Origin of the sequence: Stenotrophomonas sp. Marseille-Q5258, assembly GCF_946900935.1 — a bacterium.
Lineage (GTDB): Bacteria > Pseudomonadota > Gammaproteobacteria > Xanthomonadales > Xanthomonadaceae > Stenotrophomonas > Stenotrophomonas nematodicola.
This window is the reverse complement of the sequence record NZ_CAMPPN010000003.1, coordinates 172,770-192,150: the sequence shown is the minus strand read 5'-3', so window position 1 is coordinate 192,150 and position 19,381 is coordinate 172,770. Positions and strand designations below refer to the sequence as shown.

14 protein-coding genes are annotated in these 19,381 nt (G+C 68.3%); 6 read left to right on the top strand and 8 right to left on the bottom strand.

The features are described from left to right. Positions 1-26: 26 nt before the first annotated feature. Entirely contained in the window at positions 27-506 is a 480-nt protein-coding gene (locus tag OC534_RS03120; RefSeq protein ID WP_051008626.1) for a hypothetical protein, read from the bottom strand. 227 nt (positions 507-733) lie between these two features. Here OC534_RS03120 and OC534_RS03115 point away from each other — a divergent pair, with 227 nt between their 5' ends. The 3 genes from OC534_RS03115 to OC534_RS03105 all read left to right on the top strand — a co-directional run bounded on the left by OC534_RS03115 (position 734) and on the right by OC534_RS03105 (position 4,103). After that, entirely contained in the window at positions 734-2,410 is a 1,677-nt protein-coding gene (locus tag OC534_RS03115) for a long-chain fatty acid--CoA ligase (protein ID WP_017356399.1), read from the top strand. Between the two features lie 161 nt (positions 2,411-2,571). Continuing rightward, positions 2,572-3,441 carry a crotonase/enoyl-CoA hydratase family protein gene (locus OC534_RS03110; protein WP_017356400.1) on the top strand — a complete coding sequence of 290 codons (870 nt, stop codon included), beginning with the start codon at positions 2,572-2,574 and terminating at the stop codon, positions 3,439-3,441. Positions 3,442-3,590: 149 nt separating this feature from the next. Further along, positions 3,591-4,103 carry a hypothetical protein gene (locus tag OC534_RS03105; RefSeq protein ID WP_136004025.1) on the top strand — a complete coding sequence of 171 codons (513 nt, stop codon included), beginning with the start codon at positions 3,591-3,593 and terminating at the stop codon, positions 4,101-4,103. Positions 4,104-4,107: 4 nt separating this feature from the next. On the opposite strand, the gene OC534_RS03100 is transcribed toward OC534_RS03105, so the two are convergent. The 4 genes from OC534_RS03100 to prfB all read right to left on the bottom strand — a co-directional run bounded on the left by OC534_RS03100 (position 4,108) and on the right by prfB (position 10,392). Then, the gene (locus tag OC534_RS03100; RefSeq protein ID WP_017356402.1) at positions 4,108-6,279 is read right to left on the bottom strand and encodes an ATP-binding protein; all 2,172 of its coding nucleotides are present in this window, start codon (positions 6,277-6,279) and stop codon (positions 4,108-4,110) included. 1 nt (position 6,280) lies between these two features. Continuing rightward, the gene (locus tag OC534_RS03095) at positions 6,281-7,420 is read right to left on the bottom strand and encodes a two-component system response regulator (RefSeq protein WP_017356403.1); all 1,140 of its coding nucleotides are present in this window, start codon (positions 7,418-7,420) and stop codon (positions 6,281-6,283) included. A 201-nt stretch (positions 7,421-7,621) separates the two neighbouring features. Further along, positions 7,622-9,139, bottom strand: a complete 1,518-nt coding sequence (lysS, locus tag OC534_RS03090; RefSeq protein ID WP_136004023.1) for a lysine--tRNA ligase — start codon at positions 9,137-9,139, stop codon at positions 7,622-7,624. Between the two features lie 127 nt (positions 9,140-9,266). Continuing rightward, positions 9,267-10,392 (bottom strand): peptide chain release factor 2 gene (gene prfB, locus OC534_RS03085; protein ID WP_136004022.1). Its coding sequence is split into 2 segments (ribosomal slippage): positions 9,267-10,316 and positions 10,318-10,392, totalling 1,125 coding nucleotides; the frame shifts between segments, so codons are not numbered across the junction. Positions 10,393-10,614: 222 nt separating this feature from the next. On the opposite strand from prfB, the gene OC534_RS03080 reads away from it, so the two are divergent. Beyond that, positions 10,615-11,361 (top strand): M48 family metallopeptidase, encoded by a 747-nt coding sequence (locus tag OC534_RS03080; protein WP_017357272.1) that lies wholly within the window; start codon positions 10,615-10,617, stop codon positions 11,359-11,361. Positions 11,362-11,419: 58 nt separating this feature from the next. On the opposite strand, the gene OC534_RS03075 is transcribed toward OC534_RS03080, so the two are convergent. Beyond that, a complete protein-coding gene (locus OC534_RS03075; protein ID WP_026070963.1) occupies positions 11,420-12,289 on the bottom strand; it encodes a LytTR family DNA-binding domain-containing protein in 870 nt (289 codons plus the stop codon). 199 nt (positions 12,290-12,488) lie between these two features. Between OC534_RS03075 and OC534_RS03070 the strand changes: the two genes are divergently transcribed. Then, positions 12,489-13,481: a phosphatase PAP2 family protein gene (locus OC534_RS03070; RefSeq protein ID WP_262071353.1), complete on the top strand. Its 993-nt coding sequence runs from the start codon at positions 12,489-12,491 to the stop codon at positions 13,479-13,481. A gap of 30 nt (positions 13,482-13,511) precedes the next feature. On the opposite strand, the gene OC534_RS03065 is transcribed toward OC534_RS03070, so the two are convergent. Beyond that, the gene (locus OC534_RS03065; RefSeq protein ID WP_262071352.1) at positions 13,512-16,439 is read right to left on the bottom strand and encodes a VIT domain-containing protein; all 2,928 of its coding nucleotides are present in this window, start codon (positions 16,437-16,439) and stop codon (positions 13,512-13,514) included. Positions 16,440-16,574: 135 nt separating this feature from the next. Between OC534_RS03065 and OC534_RS03060 the strand changes: the two genes are divergently transcribed. Beyond that, on the top strand, positions 16,575-17,630 hold the full coding sequence (locus tag OC534_RS03060; RefSeq protein WP_153164196.1) for a DUF1176 domain-containing protein: 1,056 nt from the start codon (positions 16,575-16,577) through the stop codon (positions 17,628-17,630). Positions 17,631-17,640: 10 nt separating this feature from the next. Here the strand turns inward: OC534_RS03060 and recJ are convergent, their stop codons facing one another. Further along, entirely contained in the window at positions 17,641-19,374 is a 1,734-nt protein-coding gene (recJ, locus tag OC534_RS03055) for a single-stranded-DNA-specific exonuclease RecJ (protein WP_026070813.1), read from the bottom strand. Positions 19,375-19,381: the final 7 nt, after the last annotated feature.

Genomic DNA, 19,381 nt, shown 5'->3' with positions numbered 1-19,381 from the left:
GCGCTGCCGCGCCGGCATCCGGTCGGTCAAGGCATCACGCCGTACAGGAACCAGGGCGCACGGGTGACCTCCCCGTACAGGGTGACACTGCGCAGCCCGTCTTCCTGGCGGGTCTCGCCATCGGCCGCTGCGATGTTGCGCACGCTCACGGTCATGGTAAAGGGCGGATGCGGCACACCGCCGCTCAGGTAGCAGACCACGCCGCGGTCGCCGGTATGCACGTTCTGTTTGAAGCCCGCCGGGCAGTCCACCGCGAAGAACCGGTACCCGGTATCGTGATCGGCGCCGGGGATCGTCGCATGCACCGAGTAGGCCGAGACGCCCTCGCCCCCGGCGTGCGCCGGTACCTGGACCCGGAACTGCCCCGATTCACCGCGTGCCAGGACCGGAAAGTCCAACTGCTGCAACGGCTCCGGCGCCGCCTGCGCCTGCGCGGCGGGGGCAACGGCCAGCATCAGCGCAACCGTCCAGGCACGACACCGGCGCTTTGCATGGAACTGCGTCATGTTGAGGGTCTCCTTCGGTCCGGCGTTCGAGTCTGCACAGCGTCCAGCGGCAGCGTCTGTAGGAATACGTGCAAACGGGACCCCGAGGCCCGCGTTTCCACGCGGCGTGCACGCGGTTTTCACCAGCCCTTCGCGTTTTCCATTCGGCCCGGTATGCTGCCGGGGCATGAACTGACGGATACTCTCCGTCACCGCACCATTTCATCCACGTTTCCTGGAGGGGGAATATGAGTCTGGAACGTCCCTGGCTGCAGAGTTATCCCAAAGGCGTACCCGCCGAGATCGACGTCAACGAGTTCCATTCGGTGTCGGCGGTGTTCGACACCTCGGTGGCCAAGTTCCGTGACCGCCCCGCCTACTCCAGTTTCGGCAAGGTGCTCACCTATGGTGAAACCGACGCCCTGGTCGAGCAGTTCGCCGCCTATCTGCTGGGCGAACTGCAGCTCAAGAAGGGCGATCGCGTCGCCCTGATGATGCCCAACTGCCTGCAGTACCCGGTCGCCACCTTCGGCGTGCTGCGTGCAGGCCTGACCGTGGTCAACGTCAACCCGCTGTACACCGCGCGCGAGCTCAAGCACCAGCTGGTGGACTCCGGCGCGGCGGTCCTGGTGGTGGTGGACAACTTCGGCGACACCGTGCAGCAGGTGATTGCCGACACGCCCATCCGGCAGGTGATCACCACCGGCCTGGGCGACATGCTCGGCGCCAAGGGCGTGGTGGTGAACTTCGTCCTGAAGTACATCAAGAAGATGGTCCCCAACTACAGCCTGCGCGGCGCGATCCGCTTCAACCAGGCGCTGAAGATCGGCAGCGGTCACAGCCTGCCCAAGGTCGAGATCGACCACGACGACGTGGCGTTCCTGCAGTACACCGGCGGCACCACCGGCGTGGCCAAGGGCGCCATGCTGACCAACCGCAATCTGGTGGCCAACATGCAGCAGGCCTCGGCGTGGATCTCCGCGTCGGGCATCGAGATGGGCAAGGAGTGGATCATCACCGCCCTGCCGCTGTACCACATCTTCGCGTTGACGGCGAACGGCCTGGTCTTCATGAAGTTCGGTGGCTGCAACCACCTGATCACCAACCCGCGCGACATGAAGGGCTTCGTCAAGGAGCTGAAGTCGACCCGCTTCACCGCCATCACCGGTGTCAATACGCTGTTCAACGGCCTGCTCAACACCCCCGGCTTCGACGAGATCGACTTCTCCTCGCTGAAGGTCACCCTGGGCGGCGGCATGGCGGTGCAGCGCGCCGTGGCCGAGCGCTGGAAGAAAGTCACCGGCGTGACCCTGGTCGAGGCCTACGGCCTGACCGAAACCTCGCCGGCGGCGTGCATCAATCCGCTGGATCTGGCCGAGTACAACGGCGCCATCGGCCTGCCGATCCCGTCCACCGACGCCTGCGTGAAGGACGACAACGGCAACACCCTGCCCGCCGGCGACGTCGGCGAGCTGTGCATCAAGGGCCCGCAGGTGATGAAGGGCTACTGGCAGCGTCCGGAGGAAACCGCCAAGGCGGTCGATGCCGAGGGCTGGCTGCACACCGGCGACATGGCGCGCATGGACGAACAGGGTTTCTTCTACATCGTGGACCGCAAGAAGGACATGATCCTGGTGTCCGGCTTCAACGTGTACCCGAACGAAGTCGAGGACGTGATCGCGATGATGCCCGGCGTGCTCGAAGTGGCCGCGGTCGGCGTGCCGGATGAGAAGTCCGGCGAAGTGGTCAAGGTGGTCATCGTCAAGAAGGACCCGAACCTGACCGCCGAACAGGTCAAGGAACACGCCCGGGCCAACCTGACCGGCTACAAGCACCCCAGAATCGTCGAATTCCGAAAGGAGCTGCCGAAGACCAATGTCGGCAAGATTCTGCGCCGCGAACTGCGCGATACGCCCGCCCCGTAAGGGTTTGCGCCAATCGTGAACGGACAGGGCCTGCACCGGCGACGGGGCAGGCCTTTTTCATGGCGACCGGCCCGGGGGGTGTAGCATCGCCGCGTGTGGACCCGTCCGGCCCGCCGACCACAACATCCTCCCTGCGGGCCCGCATCGTTGAGGAAATCGCCATGAGCACCATCGAAAAGCTGCCCGTCAGCCACCGCTACGCCACCATCCGCACTGAAACCACCGGCGACGATGCCGCACATTGGCTGTTCATGCATGCTGACGCCACCAGTGGTGTCCGTCCCTGCTGCCGCAAGGACATGCTGGATGAAATGTGGAACTACATGAGCGCCATCACACGCACGCCCGCCGAGCGCAACAGCGGCAAGCTGCGTCATTTCGTGCTGGCCTCCGACGCCACGGCCTACAACCTGGGCGGCGACCTGGACCTGTTCACGCGCCTGATCCGCGAAGGCAACCGCGACCGTCTGCTCACCTACGCCCAGCGCTGTGTGGAAGGCGTGCACCACCTGCACACCGGCTTCGGCGGCGACGTGCGCTCCATCGCACTGATCCAGGGCGACGCGCTGGGGGGCGGGCTGGAGATGGCGTTGGCCTGCCACACCATCGTGGCCGAAGAAGGCAGTGGCATGGGACTGCCGGAGGTGCTGTTCGGCCTGTTCCCGGGCATGGGGGCCTACTCGTTCCTGTGCAAGCGGGTGGCACCGCAGCTCGCCGAGAAGATCATTCTGGATGGCCGGGTGTACAGCGCCGAGGAAATGCACGCGATGGGCGTGGTGGACGTGCTGGTGCCCAAAGGCCAGGGCGTGAAAGCGGTCGAGGATCTGATCCGCCAGCACCAGCGCATCCCGCACTCCTATCTGGCCATGAACGCGGCACGCAACCTCGCCCAGGCCGTGCGTTACGACGAACTGCTGGAAATCACCAAGGTGTGGGTCGATTCTGCCCTGGCGCTCGGCGACAAGTCGCTGCGCACGATGGACCGCCTGATCAAAGCACAGACCCGCCGCGCCACCCTTGATGTCGCCTGAGTTCCACCCTCCCCTGCTGTTGTTCAAGCCCGGCCGCCGCCGGGCTTTTTTATGGCTGTTCTCCCGGCCCTGCCGCCGCGCCTGGGCTGGCCCGATCGGACGCACGCCTGTATGGTGCCCTCCCCCATCATCCTCAAGGACCGACGTTGATGTCTCCGCAGCGACATGATCCGGCGAGGCACAGCCTGCGCAAGCTCCTGTGCACATCCCTGCTGGTCATCGCCCCGGCTGCCGACGCGCTCGCGGCCGGCTACGTGCCCAGCGCGGTCGAGGCGTTCATTCTCGAGACCGTGCTGGCCGATGAAGCGCGCACGCTCGAACAGGGGGGACAGACAGTGCTCCTCGCGCCTGCCGACGCCTCCGCCCCGGGTGCCACGGCCGCCGCGGCGACGGTGCGGCACCAGTTCGCGGCGTTCTACCGCGGCGAACGTACGACCGCCCGTGCGATTCCCCACATGGCGGTGGTGATTGCGATGACCGCCTTGCGGCTTGAACAGCCCGGGCAGTGCCGGACGGATCATCGCACCTGCGCCGAGGCCATCCGCCGTGCAGGTCCGACCCGCGACGACACGGACGGTCTGCGGACCGTGGTGGCGCGGTTCCAGGCGGCAGGTCTGGACATGAGCGCCATTGAATCGAGCGGCGCACGGCCGACGGATTGACGGCTCAGCGCACGTCGCTGTCGTTGTCGCCTGGCCGCGCGCGCTGGCGCGCACGCGCCTCCAGCGCCTGGCGGCCTTCCTTGATGCCGCCCTGCAGCACCGACAGGCGCTGGCGCCATTCGCTCTTGAGCTGCCAGTCGGCCATCCGCATCAGGTCGCCGGCGCGGTTGGCCACGCGCACCAGGCCCAGGTTGCTGGCCACGCCTTTGATGGCATGCGCCTGCTCGCGGAAATGGACCCAGTCGGCACGCTCGCCGTCGGCGGTCGCCACCGCCACGCACTGATCGGCATCGGTCAGGCACTGGCGGATGAACTCCCGTTCGAAGCCGTCGCCCATGCCCAGCGACGCCAGCTCGTCGAGCACGCCCGGGTCGAGCACGCCATCGAGCTGGGTGGCGGTGCGCACGATCGGCGCGCTGGCCTTGAGCTGCCCGTTGGAGGCAATGTCGGCCAACGTGTCCAGCAGGCGGACGGCCACCACCGGCTTGGCCAGGAACGTGTGCGCGCCGGCCTGCGTGCAGCGCTGGATCGCCTCGGGGGTGACATCGGCACTGAGCACCAGCACCGGCGTCCGCGGCCCGCCCCCGGCCTGCATCACGCGCAGTTCCTTGAGCATGTCCAGCCCGCTCATGCCGGGCATGTGCAGGTCCACGATGGCCGCGTCGAAGTCGCTCTCGGCCATCGCATCCAGCACCGCTTCACCGCCATTGACGCACAGCACTTTGTGGCCGGCCTTCTGCAGCAGACGCTGCAGGACCATGCGGTTGGCTTCGTGGTCGTCGGCCACCAGAATCTGCATGCTGCGCACGCGGGCGCGGTGGCGCAGGAACGGGTCGGCGAAGGCGATCACATTGCCGTTGCCGTCCTGCTCGCCGTCCCCCACCAGTGCCGGGGTGACGGTCCCCAGCGGCACCCGCGGCGGCGCGAACGGCAGCTCGACCCAGAAGCGGCTGCCCTGCGGCGGATTGTCGTCGTAGCCGATATCCCCGCCCATCGCTTCGGCCAGACCCTTGGCGATGGTGGTGCCAAGCCCGGTGCCCTCGTGGCGACGCGCCATGCTGACGTCGGCCTGCTCGAAGGCTTCGAACAGGCGCGGCCGCATCGCCGGCGCCACGCCGATGCCGGTATCCAGGATGTCAAAGCGCAGGCGGACGCCGCCGTGGGCGTCGGCGCTGAGCACGGCCACGCGGATCTCCACCTTGCCGTGGTCGGTGAACTTGACCGCGTTGCCGGCCAGATTGAGCAGGATCTGGCGCAGGTGGCCGACGTCGCCGCGCAGCAGCGGCGGCACGTTCTCGGCGATCCGGACGCGGTAATCCAGGCGCTTGGCCTTGGCCTGCGGCAGCAGGATCAGCCCGATCGCCTGGATCACGTCGCCGAGTGCGAAATCCTCGGCGGTCACGCGCAGCTTCCCGGCCTCGATGGCGGAGATGTCCAGCACCTCCTCCACCAGCGCCAGCAGGCTGCGCGACGAGGCCTGGATGGTGTTCACGCACTCGCGCTGCTCATCGTCCAGGCGCGTGGTGGCCAGCACCTCGGTCATGCCCGACAACCCGTTGAGCGGGGTGCGGAACTCATGGCTCATGTTCGCCAGGAACCGGCTCTTGGCCTCGCTGGCCCGACGCGCCTCGTCCATCGCGTGGGTCAACTGGCGCAGCAGGGTCGAGAAGTACAGCGGCACCGCCGCCAGCCCGAGCCACAGGCCGAACGCCAGGCGCGCGTTCTGCTGCCAGTACGGGGTCGTCGCCGCGGTGCTGCCGAAGCTCACCAGCGCCATCGCAACGGCGACATACAGATAGTTGTTGCCATAGCGCATGCCGTTGCCAACGGTCACCCACATCACCACGATGTAGACCCAGGCCAGCGGTTCGCCCATCTGCACCATGCCGGCCGCGATCAGGCCGTAATCGGCCAGCATGCCGGCCACGCGGCGCGGGTCCGAGCGCCCCGGCCGTGCCAGCAGCCAGCCGAACAGCGCCAATGACAGGCCCAGACCAGTCAGGACGATGGCCAGCACGCCGTTGTACTGCGTGGGCGGCAGGTCGTTGCGCACCCCCGGCATGGCCACGTAGGTCAGGATCAGCGTGATCAGCACGATGCGGACGATGGCCTGCCCGTGCTCGGTATCCGGGCGTTGCGCCAGCCTGTGTTTCAGCCGCTGGTACAGACGCTGCATGTCACGTCCCCGGGCGCGTGGACGCCGTGGAGTGCTGGGCACAGATCGCATCGAGCTGCTCGCGCCCGCGCAGCAGCGCATCCACGCAGCGCGGGTCGAACAACCGCCCGCGCTGGGCATAGAGGTAGGCCAGGGTCGCCTCCATGCTCCATGCCTCCTTGTAGGGGCGTGGCGAGATCAGCGCGTCGAACACGTCGGCCACTGCAACGATACGTGCCTCCAACGGGATCGCATCGCCCACCAGCCCATCCGGATAGCCACTGCCGTCGTAGCGTTCATGGTGGCGCAGGGCGATCAGCGCACCCACCTGGATGAAGCGGTTCTGGCTGCCGCTGAGCAGTTCGTAACCGATGCGCGGGTGCCGGCGCATGATGACCAGCTCCTCCTCGTTGAGCTTGCCCTGCTTGAGCAGCACCGCGTCGGGGATGGCGATCTTGCCCATGTCGTGCAGCGGGGCGGCCATCTCGATCAGTTTGACCTCCTCTTCGGGAAGTCCCAGCTGTTCGGCAATCAGACCGGCCACATGGGCCATGCGTTCCAGATAGGCACTGGTGCCCGCATCACGGAACTCGATGGCGCGCGCCAGCCGCGACAGGGTCTCGCGTTCGCGCTCCTCGACCTCGTGCATGCTGGCCAGCAGCCGCTGTTCCAGCGACAGCGCGCGCTGTTTGACGTTCTCCGACTGCTGCCGCAACTGCAGCAGGTTGTAGCAGCGCGCGCGCAGTTCGCGCGGCCGGATCGGCTTGACCAGGAAATCGATGACACCCGCTTCCAGCGCCGCCTGGCGGATGGGTTCGTCGCCGACCACGGTGATCAGGATCACCGGGATGTCGCGGTGCTTGGGCAACCGGCGGAAACGACGGGCAAACTCAAGCCCGTCCATCTCCGGCATGCGGTAATCGAGCAGCAGCAGGTCAACCGGATGCGACTCGCACCACGCCAGCGCCGTCAACGGGTCGCCGAAGTCATGCACGCTCAGTTCGGGCGCGATGTCCTCGATGACATGGCGCAGCATGGTTCGCGCGGACGTTTGATCGTCTACGATGACAATATTCAAGGCTGCTTCCGCCGTCTTCCTGGACCACACTGGAACATGCAGCGAAGAGGATACCCCGCCGCTCTGCACACTGGCACCTTGCATGAGTCCCGCCTCCGGTGATGTTCGCCCAGTTCATGATCGTCGTCACAGTGTGATGCGCATGTCACGCATCGCACCGGACAGTCATGGTCCGTGGCTATCACCCCCCAACGTCGCAATAGCCCACGTCGAAACCATACGCGCGCGGCCACGCCAGCGGAAGCCCGTCCGGGCGGGCCACCCGGCCCCCCCGGAATGCAGTTCTCAGTTTTCAGGGCGCATATAGGGGAACAGCAGCACGTCCCGGATCGAACTGCTGCCGGTCAGCAGCATCACCAGGCGGTCGATGCCGATGCCCAGACCGCCGGTCGGCGCCATGCCGTACTCCAGCGCACGGATGTAATCGGCGTCGTAATGCATGGCTTCATCGTCGCCACCTTCCTTGGCCGTCACCTGCGCCTGGAAACGGGCCGCCTGGTCTTCCGGGTCGTTCAACTCGGAGAAGCCGTTGGCCAGTTCCTTGCCGTTGATGAACAGCTCGAAGCGGTCGGTGTAACCGGGCTGGTCGTCGTTGGCGCGGGCCAGTGGCGACACCTCGACCGGGTGGTCGGTGATGAAGGTCGGCTGCACCAGGGTGTGCTCGACGGTGGCCTCGAAGATCTCCAGCAGCAGCTTGCCCCAGCCGTAGGACGGCTTGATGCGGATCTTCAGGCGCTCGCAGTGGGCAGCCAGCGCGTCACGGTCGGTGCAGTCGGCCGCGCTGATCTCCGGGTTGTGGTGGCGCACCGCTTCGTCCATGCGCCAGCGGCGGAACGCCGGGGCCAGGTCGATGGTGGCGCCATCCCACTCCACCGTGGTGGTGCCCAGCACCTTGCTGGCCACGTCACGGATCACGCCTTCGGTCAGGTCCATCACTTCGTTGTACGTGGCGTAGGCCTCGTACAGCTCCATCATGGTGAACTCGGGATTGTGGCGGGTGCTGACGCCTTCGTTGCGGAAGTTCCGGTTGATCTCGTACACCCGCTCCAGGCCGCCGACGACCAGGCGCTTGAGGTAGAGCTCCGGGGCCACGCGCAGGTACAGGTCCAGGTCCAGCGCGTTGTGGTGGGTGGTGAACGGCTTGGCCGTGGCGCCGCCGGGGATGTAATGCATCATCGGCGTTTCGACTTCCAGGAAGTCGCGGTTGTCCAGCCAGGCGCGCATGGCGCGGATGATCCGCGAGCGCTTGATGAAGACCTCGCGGGATTCCGGCGTCACGATCAGGTCGACGTAGCGCTGGCGGTAGCGCTGCTCCACGTCGGCCAGGCCATGCCACTTGTCCGGCAGCGGCCGCAGCGACTTGGTCAGCAGGCGGATGGTGGTGGCCTTGACCGACAGCTCGCCGGTCTTGGTGCGGGTCAGCCCGCCCTCGACGGCGATGATGTCGCCCACGTCCCAGCCCTTGAAGGCGGTGTAGGCATCGCCGAGGGTGCTGCCCTGCAGGAACAGCTGGATGCGGCCGGATTCGTCCTGGATCTGGGCGAAGCTGGCCTTGCCCATCACGCGCTTGGCCATCAGGCGGCCGGCCATCTTCACCTGGCGGCCAGCCGCTTCCAGTGCCTCGGCGGTCCACTGTTCGGCGTCGGCGAACTCGGCCTGCAGAGCGCCGGCGAACTGCTCGCGGCGGAAATCGTTCGGGTAGGCGATGCCCTGCCCGCGCAGCGCGGTCAGTTTCGCGCGGCGCTCGGCGATGAGGCTGTTCTCGTCGACGGGGGGCTGCGGCGCGGCGGTCTGATCGTTCATGGCGTGGGTCTGTGTATGTCGGGGGGAGTGGGGGTCCCCGCCATCATGCCGATGGCCGGGGGGAATTGCGAAACCGGGCGGAGCCCGGGGGACAACGGAACGGGGCCGCGCGTGGCGGCCCCGACGGTCAGGCGTCGGTGCGTTTGGCACCCACTGCCAGGCCGGACTTCAGGCTGGCTTCGACGAATTCGTCGAGGTCGCCGTCCAGCACCTTCTGCGTATCCGAGCGTTCGATGCCGGTGCGCAGGTCCTTGATGCGGCTCTGGTCGAGCACGTAGTTGCGGATCTGGCTGCCCCAGCCGATGTCGGACTTGGTGGCTTCCACCGCGTCGCGCTCGGCATTGCGCTTCTGGATTTCCAGCTCGTACAGCTTGGCGGCCAGCATCTTCATCGCGTTGTCGCGGTTCTGGTGCTGGCTGCGGCCGGTCTGGCAGGCCACGACCGTGTTGGTCGGGATGTGGGTGATGCGCACCGCCGACTCGGTCTTGTTGACGTGCTGGCCACCGGCGCCGGAGGAGCGGTACACGTCGGTACGCAGGTCGGCCGGGTTGATGTCGATCTCGATGTTGTCGTCCACTTCCGGGGACACGAACACCGAGGTGAAGCTGGTGTGGCGACGGTTGTCCGAATCGAACGGCGACTTGCGCACCAGGCGGTGCACGCCGGTTTCGGTCTTCAGCCAGCCATAGGCATAGTCGCCTTCCACGCGCAGCGTGGCCGACTTGATGCCGGCAACGTCGCCACCGGACACTTCCATCAGCTCGGTCTTCCAGCCGCGCGATTCGCACCAGCGCAGGTACATGCGCAGCAGGATTTCGGCCCAGTCCTGGGCTTCGGTGCCACCGGCACCGGCCTGGATGTCGACGAAGGCTGCCGCGTTGTCCATCTGGCCGGAGAACATGCGCTGGAACTCCAGCTGTTCCACGTGCTTCTGGTACTTGTCCAGGTCGGCGACCACGGCCAGCGCGGTATCGTCGTCCTGCTCGCTCTCCGCCAGCTCCAGCAGTTCGCCGGACTCGGCCAGCCCATCCAGGATGGAGGCGATGCCGCCGACGGTTTTTTCCAGGTTGGCGCGCTCGCGCCCCAGGTTCTGGGCGTACTCGGCGTTGTTCCAGATATCCGGGTTTTCCAGTTCCCGGGTTACTTCTTCCAGACGCTCTTTCTTGGCGTCGTAGTCAAAGATACCCCCTGAGCGAGAGCACGCGATCGGTGAGATCGGTGATCCGCTGGCGGACAGGATTGAGCTCGATCATGTCGGCAGTTAATGCGTGCGAAAAGACTGTCAATGATAGCCCATCCGGCGCCTTCACGCCGAGGTGGAGGCCGTGCGCCGGGCCAATCGGGGCATCACGTCAAGAAAACGACACCGGGCGTCACAGCGGTACGGTGCAGACGGTAGACTGCCCGCCGGCCGCGCCCGCCCTGCCCCCGCAGGAGGCCCGGCCGCCCCTGCAATCACATGGAGTTCTACCCTGATGAGGAAGTCATCCTCGGCCGCCCTGCTGGCCATCGCCTGCCTGGCCGCCGGTACCGCCTCGGCCCTCGATCTCAAGCAACTGTCCAGCACCGGCCTGAAGGCCGGCCAGGCCCTGACCCTGTCCGACCAGGACGTGGCCAAGGCCGCCGACCAGTCCTGCGTCTACATGGACAAGGAAAACAAGGTCGCCCCGGCCAGCAGCCCGTACGCCCAGCGCCTGGCCAGGATCACCGAAGGCCTCGCCAACGAAGACGGTCTGAGCCTGAGCTTCAAGGTCTACCTGACCGAAGATGTCAACGCCTGGGCGATGGCCAACGGCTGCGTGCGCGTGTATTCAGGCCTGATGGACATGGCCTCGGACGATGAAGTGCGCGGCGTGATCGGCCACGAGATCGGCCACGTCAAGCTGGGCCACAGCAAGTCCAGGATGCGGACCGCCATGCTGGCCTCGGCCGGTCGCGATACGCTCGCCGCGTCGGGCAACGCCAACATCGCCCAGCTCACCCAGGGCCAGCTCGGCGAACTGGCCGAGGGTTTCGTCAACGCGCAGTTCTCGCAGAAGGAAGAAAGCGCGGCCGACGAATACGGCTACCGCTTCATGAAGCGGCACAGCTACGACCCGGCCGCACTGGCCAGCATGTTCCGCAAGCTGTCCAGCCAGGGCGGCCTGATGTCCTCGCACCCGGGTTCGGAAGCACGCGCCGGGCGCATCGACGCGATGATCAAGAAGGACGGCAAGCGCTGAGCTGCCTGACGGCATCCCGGCGTGCCGGGATGCCGGGCCGGCCGGTGGCACCGTGCCGTCAGCCGGTCGGCTGCACCGCCAGCGCCTGGCGGAACAGCGGGAGCTGCCGCCGGCTGCACGGCACCTTGGCCCCATCATCCATATGCAGCAGCGCCTCGCCGCCGTCCAGGGGCTCGATCGAGACCAGCCGGCGCGCATTGACCAGCCAACTGCGATGGGCGCGTACGAACACCGCCGGGTCCAGCTTGGTCTCCAGCGCGGCCATCGTGGTGCGCAACGGGTAGTCGTGCCCGCGCACGCGCAGATTGACGTAGTTGCCCGCCGCCTGGGCGTATTCAATGTCGGCGGTGGCGACCAGGAAGTCGCGCCCCAGCTTGCGCACCAGGAATCGCTCCGGCCGCTCCACCGCCTCCACCGGTGGCGCATCGTCCGGTGCCACGAGCAGGTGCGCTTCGCCCTGTCGACGCCGTCCGAACCAGCTGAAGAAGTGTTCGATCGCCACGAAAGAGAAGAACGCGCGGACATCCTTCAGGTACTCATAGAGCGCGCGGACCGCCCAGGTGGCGTCGTCCTGGTAGTGGTGCCCGAGCGCGGCATAGGCCAGATGGCGCAGCGCCATCATCCCCAGCACGTGCACCAGCGACCACGCCACACTGGCCAGCAGATACAGCGGCAGCCGCCGCTTCCAGGTATCCGCATGCAGGGGCCAGCGCTGGCATCCCCACCACAACACCGGCAGCGTCAACAGGATCATCGAGACGCTGCTCAGCTCCCAGATCATCGGCTGCCACAGGCCAAGATCGTCCCCACGGCGCGCCGCGTCCATGACTTCGACCAGCGCATTGGCCACCGCACTGGTCAGCAGGATCACCGACCACACCAGCATCCGCGCGCCGGGTCGCCACCGTGCCGCTGTGCCGTTCGCCATTGAATCATCCATCCGCAAAGGGTCGTCAGCCTGACTCATACCGTCATGGTAGTGCGCCCCACCCGTCACCGGGCGACCGCCATTGGTCACCCGCCCCCGGCGACAAGCCCTGTGCGTGCTGCGCCCCCGTTTCGGACGCCGCCGGCAGCCGGTATCGTTGCCCGTCACGCCGGCGCCTGCCCGGCCCTGAGGAATACGGATGTTCCAGACCCATTGGCATGTGTGGCTGCAGGCGTTCTTCGATGCCGCGTGGATGGTGCCGCTGATGACCTTCGTGAGCACGCTGGGCTACGAATGGGCGTACGTGCTGCTGATCGTTGTGCTCAGCTTCGGGGTACGGCTGCGCGCCGGGCTGGGCGTGATGCTCGCGGTACTGCTCATGTCCACGGCCACCCACGCCATCAAACAGAGTGCGGCGCTGCCCCGCCCCAGCGATGTCGACATCCACGTGCTGGACAAGGGCCGCCCTGGCCACGCGCTGGTGGACGATGGCGCTGCCGGGTCGTTCTGGTCGCTGCCCAGCGGTGAAGCAATTGCGGCGTTGCGTGCGCAGCCCGATCCGGACTACGGGTTCATCAGTGGTCACGTGGGCGTGGCGACGGCGGCGATGATGGCGCTGGTGCTGTGCTTCGGCATCCGCAGCCGGGGCTGGCGGATCGCGCTGCTGATCGGCTGGCCGCTGTTGATGGCGCTGTCACGGATGTACCTGGGCCGGCATTTCCTGTCCGATGTGCTGGGCGGCTGGCTGGTCGGCATGGCCCTGGCCTGGCTTGCCTGGCAGTGCCTGCCCTCGCCCGCGCATCACAATCGAACGCGCTACCTCCTCCTCGCCACCCTGGGCGCTGGCATGACGGCAGCGGCGTTGACCACCGGGCTCGTCCCGGCCGACAGCGCGGGGCGCTACCTGGGCCTGCTGCTGGTCTTCGCCTTCCTGCACTGGCGCGGCAGGCCGCTGGACCCGCAGACGCCGTGGCAGCGGATCGGCCGGGTGCTCGCCGTGATCGCGCTGTACCTTGTCATCAGCCCTGCGCTGGAGGCGGTTGCCAACGTACTGGCACTGCCGGACACCGCCGTGGTGGAGATGGTGTTCAACACCGCCGGCAACGCGGCGATCTTCATCGGTGGCATCGCCCTGGCGGGGCACTGGCCGCTGTCCGCGCGCCGCGTGCATCGGGATGCCGCCGCCGGGTAGGCAGCGGCATCCGCCTGCAGCGCGTCCTGCTCACTTCACCTCGAACTCTCCGACCAGCACCGTCTCGGCGCGGTCCTTCAACCGCAGCGTGACCTGCTGGTCGCGCTGGTCGCGGCTGCCCCACTTCGTGCTCAGGCGAAGCATCAGCGTGGTCGCGCCGGTGACCAACTGCTCGCGGCTGCCGAAGAAGTTGGCCTCCACCTTGTAGATGCCCGGCTTGGCGTCGCGCAGCGAGAACTGCTCCGGGCCGTAGCCGCCGGTGAAGTCCGGCGACATCTGCCCGCCCTGGTAGGTCAGCCGGTTGCCGTAATACGCGCGCTCGCCGTTCGGATCGGTGACCCACAGGTCCATGTCGCTGTTGTCACTGTCCCAGCTCAGCACCACGCGCAGGTCCAGCGGCATCGCACGGCGCAGGCGCGGATCAATGGCGGATGCGTCCACGCGCTCGCGCGCGACCAGCCGGGTCAGTTCGTCCAGCGCGATCAGCGAAATGCCGTCGAAGCGGCCATCCCAGGGGCGCACCACCACCTCGTACAGCGACGCCAGTGCGGCCTGGTGCTGGCCACTGGCCTCAAGTGCCAGGCCAAGATCGCGGAAGCTCTGCGGCTCCTCTTCGCCGATCGCCAGCACGTCACGGAACACCGGCACGGCCAGTGCCGGCGCCTCGGCCTGCAGCAGCCGATAGCCGAGCACGCGCAGCACATGGCGGTTTTCCAGCTGCATCTCGGCCAGGTTGGACAGCACCCGCAGCGCCAGGTCGCGCTGGCCGGCGGCGAACAGCAGGTCCGCCACATCGAGGTAGAAGGCGGTGCTGTCGGCATGCTGCTCGCGCTCGGCCAGGTAAAGCCCATACAGCTGGTCCGGCCGGGCGTCACGCAGGCGACGGGCATAGGCCGAGTCCGGCGCCCACGCTGCCACGCTGATCGCCAGCGTGCCGTCGTTGACCTGGCCGGCCGCACGTTCGGCGGGCGCAGCGCGGCGTGCCCGGCTGGCAGCCGCCATCGGCGCAGGCGCCACCACGGCATCGGCAGCGGACTCGCCGGCCATCTGCATGGCCTGTGGGGCCGCCCGCACCGTCAGGACCGGCGGTGGGGGCGCTGACGGCGACGCCACCTTGGCCGCCTCAACCGCCGGGGCGTCCTTGGGCCACGGCGTGTTCCACCAGCGTTCGCGCTCGGCGAACCGGCGGGCGACCTGATCCAGCCGCCGCTGACGCGCCTGCGCTTCGTCGGCAACGCGCACCGCGTGCAGGCGGTCGTAATCGCCACGCAGCGGTGACGGCGGGCGAATGCCGTAGCGCAGGTAGTCGTCGAGCGTCTCCAGCACCAGCAGCGAGGTATCGGCACTCACCAGACCGAACTGCTGCGACAGTGCCCGCGCCGCGCCCGCATTGCCCTGCGGATCGGCTGCGTACTGTGCCAGGCGGGCATGCGCCCACGCGTCCGCCACCAGGCGGCCGCCCAGCGCACGGGCGTCGGCAACCGCCACCCGATGCTGTTGGATGCGACCGTCGCCCAGGCGCACACGCACGGTCACCTCGCCCGTGTCGCGCTGCACGCGCCCCAGCACGCGCAACCAGAGCTGTCCGGTACTGCGGGTGTCGGCCACCAGTGCATCAATGCCCTGCCCCTCCACACCAATCACCTCGACACCCTGCGCCAGCAGCAACGGCAGAACCGCGTCGACCTCACGCGTGCTGGAGAGCAGCAGGGCCTGGCCGCGATGGGCCCCGGTCCAGGCGCGCAGCCGCGCCGCGTCGGTCCGCGCGCCGGCGGTGCTCAGTGCATACAGGCGCTGGTCCGCCCGCAGCGTGGGCAGCTGGCGTGCACCGTAGTTGGACCGGCCGTCGCTGACCAGCAGGTACTCCTTGATATCGGCCTTCGGGGTCCAGTCGCCGAGGGCGCTGGCCCCATCCTGCGGCAGGCTGCCCAAGTACGCGCGCAGTGCGCTCCAGTCGCCGTTGCGGATGTCGAATTCGCGCGGGGCGTCGGCACGGTCGCGCAGCACCGTCAGCTGCACCTGGCCGTTGCCGATTGCCCGGAAGTAGCGGTCCAGCACTGCCAGTTCGGCGGCACGGTCGCGCTGCCGCGCCGAGCCGGAGGCATCCCAGAGCAGCCCCACGCGGTTGGGCAGCGCCCGCGGCGCCGTGTTCGCCGGCAGCGGAATCTGCGCCAGCAGGTAGCGCTGTCCGTCATGCAGGCCGGTCACCACATCGGACTGACGCACCTGCGGCAGCGACCACTGCCACTGCGCGGGCAGCGTCTCACCACTGCCCTGCCATTGCGCCTGGTAGCTGCCGCCCTGCAACCGGAACGCGACCGGTCCGGCGGCCGCGGGCTGCGGCGCACCGGTTCCGGCGGCCTGCAGCCGCACCGACACCTGCGCGGCGCCGCGCGCGAACTGCATCGGCAACGTCCAGCGCAGCCCCTGCGCATCCACCGGCAGCGTGTCGCGCACCGTCAGCGCGACCCGACGGCTGCCACGGGCGGGAATGGGATAGACGCGCAGGCGGAACCGGTTGCCGGCGGTCTGCTCGAGCAGCCCCGGGTCGACCCGGCGCCGCTCGATCGCCTCGAAGACCTGGCGGCCCTGCGCCTTCGGCACCGGCACCGCGTCGCGCAGCACGCCATCGACGTCCAGCGCAAACCCGGCGACCTGCTGGTCGGCGGCCAAGGGGAATTCCAGCTGCCCTTCCAGGACGCGGGCGTTGGGATTGAAGAACTCCATCTCGATCCGGGTCTCACCCAGCCCGGCCACCACGTGGCTGTCCAGCACCACGCTGCGCAGCTGCACCGGCACTTCGGCGCCGGCCACCTGCAGCACCTGCACCCCAGCCGGCGCATCGGCGATGACGACCGATGGGCGCGGCGGCGGGAACCGGCGCGCGTCCACAGTGCCGACCTGCATGACCAGCCCCAGCATGCCGAGCATGCCGATCCCACGAAGTGCGCGTTCCATGTGACGCTCCCGATCCAATGACAGCAGGTTGAACGGACGATGCCGGCAAACGGGGTTGCGCGGAGACAGCCCTTGGCGGCACGGACGCGGTAGCCCAAGATGCGGCTCCCCCGATGCCCCCACAAGGACGTTGCGATGCGATTTCTGCCCACGCTGCTGCCCCTGCTGCTCGTGTCTGCGCCGGTTCCGGCGCAGGCGGCACCACAGGGCGGCGAACGCTTCACCCATCACGACTGGACCCTGGCCTGCGACAACACGCGCACCTGCCGCGCCGCCGGCTACCAGAACGATGACGAGGGGGGCAACGCGCCCGTGTCGGTACTGCTGACCCGAGCGGCCGGCCCGAACCAGCCCGTCAGCGCCGAGCTGATGCTCGGGCAGTACGAGGAAACCACCTTCCCCGCGCGCGTGACCCTGCAGATCAATGGTGTAGCGCTCGGCGCCCTTGCATACAACCGCGAGGACGGCAGCGCCACGCTCACTGCGCCGCAGGTGGCGGCGCTGCTGGCGTCGCTCAAGCGCGACAGCCACATCGACGTGATCGGCAACGATGGCCGGCGCTGGGTCCTGTCCGATCGCGGCGCGTCGGCCGTCCTGCTGAAGATGGATACGGTGCAGGGCCGGCTCGGCACGCCCGGTGCGCTGATGCGCAAGGGCACCGTTGCCGAAAGCAGCGTGCTGCCGGCGCTGCCGGTGCCGGTGATGACGCTCGGGAAGGCCTTCGCCACCCGTCCCGCCGATGCGGCACTGGGTCGTTCCCCGGCGCTGCGCGCCGCCCTGGCGGCCGCCACCTCGCCGGACGACTGCGAAGCGCTGGGCCCGGGCGAAGGCCTGGTGGCGGGCGAAGCGCCGCAGGACATGACCGTCACCCGTCTATCGGCCACCAAGCTGCTGGTGTCGGTCGGCTGCTGGCGCGCGGCCTACAACACCGGCGATGGCTACTGGGTGATCAACGACCGCGCGCCCTATGCGCCGGTGCTGGTCACCACGCTGGGCAACGACGACGACGGACGCACCATCACCTCGGCCAGCAAGGGCCGTGGGCTGGGCGACTGCTGGTACACCGCCACCTGGAGCTGGGATGGGGCCCGCTTCGTGCCCACCGCCGAATCCAACACCGGTCTGTGCCGGCTGGTGGCCGCTGGTGGGGCGTGGGAAATGCCCACGCTGGTCACCCGCGTGCAGGAGTGAGCGGCACGGCTTACGCGTTGGCGCAGTGCTCCACGATCAACTGGATCGCCCCGCCACCGCGGTAGTCATCGCTGACCAGCCGGTAAGCGATATGGACGTGGTTGGCCGGCGCGTTGCCGGTCCAGCCGCTGAAATGGATCGCGTTCACCGGTTCGGCGCGACCGGGAACGCGCAGGCTGAGTTTCAGGTGCTTTTCCTTCAGCACCTGCCAGCGTGCCACCTGGAAGTGGCCGTCGAACAGCGGCTCGGGGAACCCCTGCCCCCAGGGGCCGGCCAGGCGCAGGGCTTCTGCGTGGCGGAAATCCAGCTCGTTGCCATCGAGCTCGCCGTCGCTCAGCAGTTGCTGCTGCAGCGCCGCCGGGTCCATGCTGGCCTCGACCACGGCAACGAAGGCCTGCTGGAAGTCGGGCAGCCGCGCGTGCGGCAGGCTCAGCCCCGCGGCCATCGCATGGCCACCGAACCTGTCGATCAGGCCCGGATGGGCGGCATTGACCAGCGCCAGCGCGTCACGGATGTGGAAGCCGGGAATCGAGCGCGCCGAACCACGCAGCGAATCGCCGCCGGGCTCGGCCGGTGCAAACGCGATGACCGGGCGGTGCAGCCGGTCTTTCATCTTCGAGGCAACCAGCCCGACCACACCCGGGTGCCATTCCGGATCAAACAGGCACGCCGCGATCGGACGTTCGCCTTCGGCCTGCAGCACCGCGCGCGACACGGCCCGTTCGGCGTCGTCGGTCATCACCTGCTGCACCGCGCGACGCTCGGCGTTGATCTGCTCCAGCGTGCCGGCGATCTCGCGTGCCTGGACGACATCTTCGGTAAGCAGCAGTTCGATGCCCAGCGCCATGTCTTCCAGCCGCCCGGCCGCGTTCAGGCGCGGCCCCAACGCAAACCCGATATCGGTGGCCGTCAGGCGCTTTGGATCGCGGCCGCTGGCGGCGATGAGCGCCTGCAGCCCGACACAGCCCTGCCCCGCGCGCAGCCGGCGCAGGCCGGCCGAGACCAGTGCGCGGTTGTTGGCATCCAGTACCACCAGGTCAGCGACGGTACCGACCGCCACCAGGTCCAGCAGCGTCAGCAGGTCCGGCTCGGTGCCGGCGGCGAATGCGCCCTGCAGCCGCAGGTGGCGGCGCAGCGCCATCAACACGTAGAAGATCACCCCGACGCCGGCCAGCGCCTTGCTCGGAAACGCGTCGCCGCCGATGTTGGGATCGACCAGCACGTCGGCCGGCGGCAACTGCTCGCCGGGGAGATGGTGGTCGGTGACCAGCACCTTCCATCCCAGCGCCTTGGCCGCGGCCACACCGGCATGGCACGCGATGCCGTGGTCCACCGTGACCAGCAGGCCCGGCTGCAGGTGCGCCAGGTCGGCCACCAGAGAAGGCGACAGGCCGTAGCCGTGGAGCATGCGGTTGGGCACGGCGTGCACCACGTCGCGCGCGCCCAGCATGCGCAGGCCACGCACGCCCACCGCGCACGCGGTGGCACCGTCGCAGTCAAAATCGCCGACCACCAGGATGCGTTCGCCGGCGGCGATGGTGTCGGCCAGCAGCTGCACGGCAGCCTGCATGCTGCCCATCAGCTCCGGCGCGTGCAGCTGGGCCAGCTTCGGCTGCGCCTGTGCGGCATCGGTGACGCCGCGTGCGGCGAACACGCGCTGCAGCAGGGGCAGCATGTCGGCGGGCCACTCGCCGCTGTCTGGGATGGCGCGGCGCTGGATCTGGGGGGAATCAGGAGAAGACAAGGCAGGC

What these genes read in the sequence shown, in the direction of transcription:
- OC534_RS03095 (WP_017356403.1), bottom strand. Translation starts at nt 7,420, where the DNA reads ATGCAAGGTGCCAGTGTGCAGAGCGGCGGGGTATCCTCTTCGCTGCAT.
- OC534_RS03115 (WP_017356399.1), top strand. Translation starts at nt 734, where the DNA reads ATGAGTCTGGAACGTCCCTGGCTGCAGAGTTATCCCAAAGGCGTACCC.
- lysS (WP_136004023.1), bottom strand. Translation starts at nt 9,139, where the DNA reads ATGAACGATCAGACCGCCGCGCCGCAGCCCCCCGTCGACGAGAACAGC.
- OC534_RS03100 (WP_017356402.1), bottom strand. Translation starts at nt 6,279, where the DNA reads ATGCAGCGTCTGTACCAGCGGCTGAAACACAGGCTGGCGCAACGCCCG.
- OC534_RS03110 (WP_017356400.1), top strand. Translation starts at nt 2,572, where the DNA reads ATGAGCACCATCGAAAAGCTGCCCGTCAGCCACCGCTACGCCACCATC.
- OC534_RS03075 (WP_026070963.1), bottom strand. Translation starts at nt 12,289, where the DNA reads ATGGCGAACGGCACAGCGGCACGGTGGCGACCCGGCGCGCGGATGCTG.
- OC534_RS03105 (WP_136004025.1), top strand. Translation starts at nt 3,591, where the DNA reads ATGTCTCCGCAGCGACATGATCCGGCGAGGCACAGCCTGCGCAAGCTC.
- OC534_RS03065 (WP_262071352.1), bottom strand. Translation starts at nt 16,439, where the DNA reads ATGGAACGCGCACTTCGTGGGATCGGCATGCTCGGCATGCTGGGGCTG.
- OC534_RS03070 (WP_262071353.1), top strand. Translation starts at nt 12,489, where the DNA reads ATGTTCCAGACCCATTGGCATGTGTGGCTGCAGGCGTTCTTCGATGCC.
- OC534_RS03080 (WP_017357272.1), top strand. Translation starts at nt 10,615, where the DNA reads ATGAGGAAGTCATCCTCGGCCGCCCTGCTGGCCATCGCCTGCCTGGCC.
- OC534_RS03060 (WP_153164196.1), top strand. Translation starts at nt 16,575, where the DNA reads ATGCGATTTCTGCCCACGCTGCTGCCCCTGCTGCTCGTGTCTGCGCCG.
- OC534_RS03120 (WP_051008626.1), bottom strand. Translation starts at nt 506, where the DNA reads ATGACGCAGTTCCATGCAAAGCGCCGGTGTCGTGCCTGGACGGTTGCG.